The organism is Gilliamella sp. wkB108 (assembly GCF_001690195.1).
In the GTDB taxonomy this organism is placed as follows: domain Bacteria; phylum Pseudomonadota; class Gammaproteobacteria; order Enterobacterales; family Orbaceae; genus Gilliamella; species Gilliamella apicola_L.
Genome location: NZ_LZGM01000008.1, coordinates 20,651 through 30,052 on the forward strand (window position 1 = coordinate 20,651; position 9,402 = coordinate 30,052).

8 protein-coding genes are annotated in these 9,402 nt (G+C 34.4%); 2 read left to right on the forward strand and 6 right to left on the reverse strand.

From position 1 onward, the window contains the following. Positions 1 to 120 precede the first annotated feature (120 nt). Both A9G11_RS00605 and dsdX read right to left on the reverse strand, forming a co-directional pair. The gene (locus A9G11_RS00605; RefSeq protein ID WP_065617605.1) at positions 121 to 1,449 is read right to left on the reverse strand and encodes a D-serine ammonia-lyase; all 1,329 of its coding nucleotides are present in this window, start codon (positions 1,447 to 1,449) and stop codon (positions 121 to 123) included. A 24-nt stretch (positions 1,450 to 1,473) separates the two neighbouring features. Next, positions 1,474 to 2,814, reverse strand: coding sequence for a D-serine transporter DsdX (gene dsdX / locus A9G11_RS00610; RefSeq protein ID WP_065617606.1), 1,341 nt, complete (start codon positions 2,812 to 2,814; stop codon positions 1,474 to 1,476). A gap of 234 nt (positions 2,815 to 3,048) precedes the next feature. On the opposite strand from dsdX, the gene dsdC reads away from it, so the two are divergent. Together dsdC and A9G11_RS00620 are read left to right on the forward strand one after the other, a co-directional pair. Then, positions 3,049 to 3,999 (forward strand): DNA-binding transcriptional regulator DsdC, encoded by a 951-nt coding sequence (gene dsdC / locus A9G11_RS00615; protein WP_065617607.1) that lies wholly within the window; start codon positions 3,049 to 3,051, stop codon positions 3,997 to 3,999. A gap of 132 nt (positions 4,000 to 4,131) precedes the next feature. Further along, on the forward strand, positions 4,132 to 4,998 hold the full coding sequence (locus tag A9G11_RS00620; protein ID WP_065617608.1) for a hypothetical protein: 867 nt from the start codon (positions 4,132 to 4,134) through the stop codon (positions 4,996 to 4,998). Between the two features lie 50 nt (positions 4,999 to 5,048). On the opposite strand, the gene A9G11_RS00625 is transcribed toward A9G11_RS00620, so the two are convergent. The 4 genes from A9G11_RS00625 to fdhD all read right to left on the reverse strand — a co-directional run bounded on the left by A9G11_RS00625 (position 5,049) and on the right by fdhD (position 9,394). Further along, on the reverse strand, positions 5,049 to 5,954 hold the full coding sequence (locus A9G11_RS00625) for an EamA family transporter (RefSeq protein WP_065617609.1): 906 nt from the start codon (positions 5,952 to 5,954) through the stop codon (positions 5,049 to 5,051). Between the two features lie 125 nt (positions 5,955 to 6,079). After that, the gene (locus tag A9G11_RS00630) at positions 6,080 to 7,321 is read right to left on the reverse strand and encodes a nucleoside permease (protein ID WP_065617610.1); all 1,242 of its coding nucleotides are present in this window, start codon (positions 7,319 to 7,321) and stop codon (positions 6,080 to 6,082) included. A 60-nt stretch (positions 7,322 to 7,381) separates the two neighbouring features. Then, a complete protein-coding gene (locus A9G11_RS00635) occupies positions 7,382 to 8,200 on the reverse strand; it encodes a purine-nucleoside phosphorylase (RefSeq protein ID WP_065617611.1) in 819 nt (272 codons plus the stop codon). A gap of 384 nt (positions 8,201 to 8,584) precedes the next feature. Continuing rightward, positions 8,585 to 9,394: a formate dehydrogenase accessory sulfurtransferase FdhD gene (fdhD, locus tag A9G11_RS00640; RefSeq protein ID WP_065617612.1), complete on the reverse strand. Its 810-nt coding sequence runs from the start codon at positions 9,392 to 9,394 to the stop codon at positions 8,585 to 8,587. Positions 9,395 to 9,402 lie beyond the last annotated feature (8 nt).

Below are 9,402 nucleotides of genomic sequence, written 5' to 3' on the forward strand. Positions count from 1 at the left end.
ACTTTGTACTTAATTTGATATTTAACTTAAAATGTCATATTAAATGGTTTTTTACCAAACAAACAATAAAAAACCATTTTTATTTCGATAAATCAAATCATTGCAATCAGAATATTACTCTCATTTTGCTAAGCTTAAATATTTTTTCATCTCTTGCTCAGGCACCATTCCTCCACCGGTCGCCCAAACAAGATGTGTTGCATTTTTCATTACCTCAGGAGAAGCATGAATTTGATTTAAATATGATTTATCTCCTTCTATTCGCAAAGGCCCAATCATGCCAGCCAAAGCAGAAGGTTCAAGTTGAATTTGCTCTTGTTGATTAAGTAATCCAAGCAAATCATACATGTGTTGATCGCTAATCGTATAAAAACCGTCTAATAATCTCTCCATAGCTCGACCGACAAAACCCGAAGGTCTCCCCACAGCTAAACCATCAGCGGCAGTGATATTGTCAATACCAATATCTTGAACAGCAATCTTATCATGTAAACCCGTATACACACCTAATAACATACAAGGAGAATGTGTTGGTTCAGCAAAAAAACAGTGTACGTTATCACCAAAGGCCAATTTAAGCCCGAATGCAACACCACCAGGACCGCCACCTACACCACAAGGCAGATAAACAAAAAGTGGATGATCTTTATCAACTTTAATGTTCATCTCTTCAAACTGCTTTTTAACTCGCTCACCAGCTACAGAGTAACCTAAAAATAGGGTTTGCGAATTCTCATCATCTATGAAGAAACAGTTAGGATCTGATTGTGCGGCTTTGCGACCTTGTTCAACCGCAACACCATAATCTTGCTCATATTCAACAACATTTACACCATGTGAACGTAACTTTTGTTTTTTCCACTCGCGCGCATCAGCTGACATATGCACACTCACGTTAAAACCAAGTTTAGCGCTCATAATACCAATTGATAAACCTAAATTCCCGGTTGAACCAACCGCAATACTATATTGGCTAAAAAACTGTTTAAATTTATCTGAAAATAGCTGACTATAATCATCTTTTTCAGTCAATAAACCATGTTTAATAGCCAGTTTTTCTGCATGGGTAAGTACTTCATAAATACCACCTCGTGCTTTAATTGAACCTGAAATCGGTAGGTGACTATCTTTTTTGAGTAATAAATTACCGGCGATTTTAGCGTGATAACGCGCTTCTAACGCCACTTTCATTTTTGGTATTGCGACAATTTCAGATTCAATAATCCCTTTACTGATAGCTGTTTCTGGAAAAGCCTTACATAAATAAGGTGCAAATCTTGCTAACCTTTGACTTGCATCTTGCACATCTTTAGTTGTTAAACCAACAAAAGGTAGACCCTCTTTTAATGGGGTGATTTTAGGGTTAAACCAAGTGGTTTCTTGTAATTTTATTAAATTATCCACTAAAGGATGTTGTTGTATTAGATGTTCAATATCTTTTGGAGTCATGATTCCGTTCCTCTAGTCACTTTGTTAAATAATATAAGATAATAAAAATGTACCCGCTAACGCGACTAAGGAAGCAATAAAAGTCGCAGAAGTATAATATTTAAATATTTCATTAAGCGTTGCACCACAATACTGCTTAACTAACCAAAACAATGAATCGGTAACGATAGTACAACCAATCGCACCAGAACCAATTGCTAAAGTAATAATTTCAGGACTTACATTTGGATACGAAGGTAACATTGGTGATACAATAGTTGTTGCTCCAATCATAGCCACGGTTGCTGAACCAACGGCTGCATGTAAAATAATGGCAACTAACCAAGCTAACAAAATCGGGTGCATATGTAAGTTAGACAAAATACCAGCCAAACTATCACTAAGACCACTACCATTTAAAATGCCATTAAATGCGCCACCCGCACCTATAATTAACAAAATATTGGCGATAGATGAAAAACAGTCTTCTGTTTTGGTTAATAATGTTGCCATTCCCATATTACGGCGAATACCTAAAACATAATAAGCGACAAAAGCAGCGATAAACATCGCAGTAATTGGATTACCAATAAACTCCAGGAATGAATATAATGGGGTCGATTTATCAATATTCAATTCCGCCGTTGTTTTAATTAACATCAATACAATAGGCAGTAAGACAGTAAATAAAGTTGAACCTAAAGAAGGTAACTCATCTTCTGTCCTAACTTTCATATCAGAAAACTCTTCAGGGACAGGTTTAAATGGAATTTTATTTTTAATCATCTTAAGAAACAGTGGCCCACCAATTAATGAAGCCAATAAACCTACCATTAAACCAGAGATAATGACTGTACCGATATCAGCGCCTAAAGCATTGGTAACATATAAAGCCGCTGGATGAGGTGGAACAATACAATGCACGGCCATTAATGCTGTACAAAGTGGAATAGCTAAGGTTAACAGTGAAGTATTGGTTTTTTTAGCGATGGAAAAGGCTAAAGGGATCAACAAAACCACACCTACTTCAACAAACAGTGTAATACCGCAGATCAAACCAACTAGCACCATAATTACTTCAGGTGATAAATAACGACATTTCTGTAATGTAATACCGATTCGCTCAGCAGCACCAGAAATCTCCATCATTTTGCCAAGAATGGTACCCAGACCAATGACCGCAGCTAGAAAACCTAATGTACCCCCTATACCATCTTCAATTGCAGAGATCATCTTAAGGGGCGCCATTCCCATTAATGCACCAACATAAAAACTAGCGAGTAGTAAAGCTAAAAAAGGATGAAGTTTAAATTTTACAATTGAAATAACAATTACAATAATACTAGTGATTAAAACACCAATAGTCCAAATTTGTTGTAGATCCATATTGCTCCTCTCTTTAGTTTAAAAAAATTACTTTATTAAATGTTTTTACTAAATATTTGACAAATGATAAATAAACAACTTAACATGAGCTAGATTCATTCAAAGAAGTGATTTCAATCAAAAAATGATGGATTTAGAGAGATATATTCAATGTAGCAAGTTGAATAAATATCAATCACCATTAGTAGAACGGTTAACTGAAGTTTGTAAAAACCAGTACAGGAGAGAGTACTAATGTATGATGAAGATAACTATTTGACAAAAAATCGTGTGATCAATCGTTATCAGTTAGCTAAATTACATACTTTTGAATCGGCAGCTCGTCATTTATCTTTTGCTTTAAGTGCTGAAGAACTTTGTATTAGCCCTAGTGCGGTTAGTCACCAGATTAATAAACTGGAAGAAGAGTTAGGTATCAAATTATTTGAACGATTTCACCGGCGTGTTGAACTTACTCATGACGGGAAGAACTTATTTAGTGTATTTAAAAAAACACTCAATATCTTGAATCAAGAGCTATTAGAAATCAAGAATCAAGAAATTATCGGCTCACTAACCGTTTATTCAAGACCTTCTTTCGCCCATGGATGGTTAGTCCCCAAACTTCGCAATTTTAATGAATTATACCCATATATTTCGCTTAATATCCTTTCAGGAAATGAAGTTATCAATTTCAACAAACATCGAATAGATTTGGCCATTTATTATGATGATCTCTATTATGAAGAGTTGAATTGTGATTTTTTAATGAATGAAACAGTTATTCCAGTATGCAGTCCCGATTATGCACAGCAACATAACTTAATTAATAATATCGATAATTTAATTAACTGCACCTTATTACATGATAATCAAGCATGGGGATATGACTCAAATTTTGATGAATGGAACACATGGGCAACCAATTTCTCTTTATCTTTTGATTTCAATCATATCGCGAAAATATCTTTTGACCGATCTGATTTAGCTATAATTGCAGCTATGAATCACTGTGGAGTGGCAATGGGAAGGAAACATCTTATCGAAGAGTATTTGCTTAACGGCAAACTTATTACCCCATTTGCTCAAATGCCAGCTACTTGTAAACAGCGTTATCACATATTAACCCCTCAAGGCAAACGTAATCCTAAAGTTAATGTTTTTATTCAATGGCTAAAGAGTAATGTAATATCTGCTACTAATTGATTTTTCTATAAAGTGAGTAATTAATTAACGTGGTTATTAAGTCAACTATATTAGTAAAATGGTAACAAAATACCTTTTAATTATCACGTTATTGATAGCTTAAATAGGGATATAACAAATATAAGGAATAATATGAGTAATAACCACCCACAATCTTTTTTTAAATTACCATTAATTTTAGTTAGTATCTTTTTTATTAGCTTTTTCTTAATACAAGTTGGTGTTTATTGCTCACTCAACAAATTTGATATTGATTCATTCTTATTTGTTGTTTTTATTCTATTATCCAATATACAATTATTTCCTTTACTTCTATTTTTCACGTCTGCTATTTTTTTATGTCAAAAATATCGACTTCATTCCGTTACTGATTTTGGCGTAAAAGTGGGATTCATCGGATTTATTTTAGCTATTCTCTATTTTGGTTATAGCTTACTTATTACCACAGTGAGTTTATCATTGGTTAATTATTACCATTTATTATTTATTCCAATAATCTCTTTCGCAATTAAATTAATCTATAACCTATTACCGATGTTTTTCTTCTGTATTTTATTTATGCTATTAGCTAAAAAAAATGTGCATAATCGACAGATTTTTGTATTAGAGGGCATAAAAGGGGAGAGGATCTATGCCCATACATATAGTTTCATAATGCTATTATTTACAGTTTCATTTTTTACCAGCATTGTATTAACACATAGATTCATACTATTTAGCTTGGTGGTTCTTTACTACTTCGTGATCTTCTGGGGCTGTCGTAACAGTTTTAAAAAAATTGAACCAACCATAAATGTAAGCAAAATGATATTCACTGCACTTATTTTGCTTTTGTTAGAATCAATTATTCCTTTATTAGATCTAATTCTATTATCGGGGATTTTTTTCAGTAGTCTTGATGACGATATCGCCTTCATCACTCTTTTTTATTCTATGATTATTAGTTTTGTCTTGTGTTTCTTTTTTAGTCGATTATCGGTCAAGCTCAGGTATCAATGATGATCCTAATTAAAGAAGGTGTGGTTTTTACCACACCAAATCTTAGCAAGTTATATCGATTTTTTAATGTGTTTTAAATTTGGTAAGGCTATGGCAAATAAGATAATGATCACCCCTAGCCATTGAATACCATAAACCGATTCTTTCAAATAAAAATAGGATGACATCACGGCAACTGGTAGCTCGGCAGCTGATAAAATCGCACTTAATGAGATACCAATTTTAGGAATACCCACAGAAAATAAGAAAGGAGGTATAACCGTACCAAGCAGGGCTAACAAAAGTCCTAATTGATAAATCTGATCACTAATATTGAGTTTAAAGAAAAATAGTGGTGGAAAAATCAAAAAGGTAATAATACATGCCCCTGTTATCATTAATGCACTTTTCTCTAATTTTGGTAACTCGTTGCCAATTTTACTACTAGTACTAATAAATAGGGTATACATTAACGCTGCTAAAAATCCGAAAGCACAGCCTTTCAAATTTAACCGAATTTCATTATTAAAAATTCCCGCCGCTAAACAACTACCGGCAATAATGACAATAACTGCTAGCAACTGTAATTTGCTAGGTCTATTTTTAAAAACGACAAAATCAATAATTACACTAATCCATAGGTATTGCATTAACAAAATAATGGCGATCGAAGCTGGTACTAATTGCACACATTGGTAATAACAAATACCGACCAAACCCGGAAAAATCCCAACAATACACAGTTTCCATTTTTTAGTCTTTGGCGTATTGTTACTAACACTATCTTTAGTTTTATGACGCGTTCTAAAAATAAGATGTAATCCCCATAACATCAGCATTCCAAAGAAACACTGAACGCCGGTAACCTCACCAAGTGTATAACCTGCATGATAAGCGGTTTTGACAATTGAGGAGAGAACACCAAAGCTACAAGCCCCTAAAAAAACCAAAAAACCACCTATAAACTGATCTTTCATATTTAAATCTCATTACTTATTTTTAATAACAGTTTCACCGAATTTTTTCGATGAAATAGAACAGAAAAAGCACAGGGTAAAATCCTGTAACTTTTTCATTATATTTTAGTTTATTGACTAAGAAACTACTGACTTGTTAGCTCAGTATCTTTATGGTCATAATTAAAGGTAAAATAGAAAATGACGCATAGTAATAATGCATAAGATGCAAAAATTAGCCAAATGGTATGCCAATCTTTTAAGCCATCGTGAGTACACATATCAACAACTAAACCACTTAGAATTGAACCAATGTAAGCGCCAATACCATTTACCATTGTCATAAATAGTCCTTGCGCACTTGCCCTAATCGTTGAATTAACCTCTTTTTCAATAAAGATAGAGCCAGAAATATTAAAGAAGTCAAAGGCACAACCATAGACGATCATTGACAACATTAGTAACACAAATCCGAACGGAGAAGGATCACCAAAGGCAAATAGGCCGAAGCGCAATGTCCAAGCTATCATGCTGATTATCATAACCTTTTTAATTCCAAATTTCTTAAGGAAAAATGGAATGGTCAGGATAAAGCCAACTTCTGCCATTTGTGACACTGATAATAAAATGGCCGGATAGTGGACAACCAAACTATCTTTATATTCTGGGATTTTTGCAAAATCATGTAAAAAAGCACCACCAAAAACGTTAGTGATTTGTAATATTGCGCCGAGTAACATGGCAAAAAGGAAAAACACAGCCATGACCGGTTTTTTGAATAATACAAATGCATCTAATCCCAACTTTGAAACCCAAGTTTGATTTTGTTGCTTAATAATTGGGATATTAGGTAAGGTTGCAGTATAAAGGACTAATATCACAGAAGCTGCCGATGCGACATAAAGTTGGGTACTACTTAACTCATATTTAAGTAGACTAATTGTCCACATTGCAATAATGAACCCAATTGTTCCAAATACCCGGACTTTAGGGAAAACAGTGACGGTATCTAAATTATTCTTATCTAAACAATAATAGCTAATTGAATTAGACAAAGAAATAGTTGGCATAAACGCAAAAGCGTTACACAACATTATCCAGAACATAATGGTTGAATCATTAACTGAAGCTGCATAAAAAAGAGCAATAGCGCCGACAAAATGGCAAAGCATATAAAGATATTTAGCCGGAATAAATTTATCTGCAATAATCCCCAGTACTGCCGGCATAATTAGGGCGGCAAGCCCTTTAGAGCTAAAAACGATCCCCACCTCAGCACCAGAAAAATGTAAGGTGTTGCTCATATAAGCACCAAAAGTAACTAACCAGCTTCCCCAAATAAAGTATTGGAAAAACATCATTATTTTTAGTCTATTTTTTATATTCATTGTTTTATACCTAATATCAGGTGATTTTATAGCAATATTAAAATGGTCAACATTTACCTATTAAAATCGAGCGATCGTTTTAGTCACTAATTGTAAAAAGGTCGATTTAACGCGTTCAGCGGTTTCAATCACTTCTTCATGACCTAAAGGCTGATCTAAAATACCACATGCCATATTAGTTAAACAGGAGATACCAATGGTTTTAATGCCGGAATGGTGAGCAATGATGGCTTCGGGAACGGTTGACATACCAACGGCATCGGCGCCTAAAACGCGGATCATTCTAATTTCTGCCGGCGTTTCGTAAGTTGGACCTGTCCACCAAGCATATACACCTTGACGTAGGGTAACATTGAGTTCTTTTGCGACATCCATAACAATTGCACGTAATTGTTTATTATAAACTTCACTGACATCTAAAAATCTTACACCCAGCTCATTATTATTAGGACCCATAAGTGGATTGTTGGCTGTCAGATTAATATGATCGGTAATTAACATTAAATCACCCGGTTGGAAACCAGTATTAACTGCACCACAAGCATTAGTAATAATCAGTTTTTCAACACCTAACATCTTCATCACGCGCACAGGGAAGGTGACTTGATCTAAAGTAAAACCTTCGTAGTAATGAAAACGTCCTTTCATAGCAACCACTGTTTTACCCGCACTGCGACCAATCACTAATTCGTTTGCATGACCTACAGCGGCTGATTTAGCAAAATGAGGGATTTCATCATAAGGGATATGGATAGCATCTTCGAGGGTATCTGCAAAAGGTCCTAATCCAGAACCAAGAATAATCCCAATGGTTGGTTGTTGGTTGGTTAGTTTTTGAATATAAGTAACGGCTTGTTGAATATCTGCTGTTTTATGCATAATGGTATCCTCTGAAAATATTGGTAGAGATTAGATTTGAAAATTGACGGTAAAACACCACAATAATTCCTTAAATTTGTCACTGTCCAATGTTATTAATAATGGTTAATTTGAGAAAAGCTTATTAAAATTAAGCTAGTATGTCATACTTAACTAAAGTTGGTAATGACCTTTCTTTTTAAATGAGAAAAGGATCACATAATAGACTTATTCCAATAAATTTACTCTTTTTTGCGTACCTATATTATGATAGCTTATGCCTAATAAAGGAAGCTGTAGTTTAGGTATATTATTGAATAATCGGAAATTAGTATATTTTTTCATCAGGTGAGTTGTATATAACATAATTCTTAACGCGATTTTAAATTGCAAGATATACCATGTTTACCTGATAATACGGTCATCTCCTGCGTAAATAACACCTTTATCACCGCGAAAAAAACCAACTAAAGTCAAATTACACTGTTTTGCCATGTTTACCGCCATTGAGGTGGTTGCTGATACCGCCAGTAAAATCTCAACCCCACATATAGCTGTTTTTTGTACCATTTCATAACTAGCTCGACTGGAAATAAGAATAACTCCTTTCTGATTTTGTTGATTATTTTCGATTTGCTTAGCTCGAAAACCCAGTAATTTATCTAAAGCGACATGTCGGCCAATATCTTCAAAACCAGCAATAAAATTACCCTGTAAATCAAGCCAGACCGCAGCATGCGTACATCCTGTTTGCTTTCCGACAATTTGTACTTGGTTTAGGTATGCAAGTGAATGGCAAAAATCAGACAATACGATTTTATCGTGATGAGGTAAAACAGGAACAACTTGACAAACTTGCTCAATCTGCTCACTACCACAAATACCACAACCTGTTCGCCCGGTTAAATTACGACGTTTTTCTTTTAGCTGCATAAAACGCCGGGAAGATAATTCAATATGAACTTCAACACCTTCGGCTGTTTCAATGATATCGATACCATAGATATCGTTAACTGATTCAATGATTTTTTCGGTTAATGAAAAGCCAATAGCAAAATGATCCAGATCCTTAGGCGAGGTCATCATCACCACATGTGAGATACCGTTGTAAATTAGAGCAACCGGTTTTTCGATCGCTAAAAAATCCTCTTCAGGCGTTTGTAATTTTGCCGCTTTAAATTTAATAACCTTGTTGGTTTTAATACCGATATCCATTATTTAGC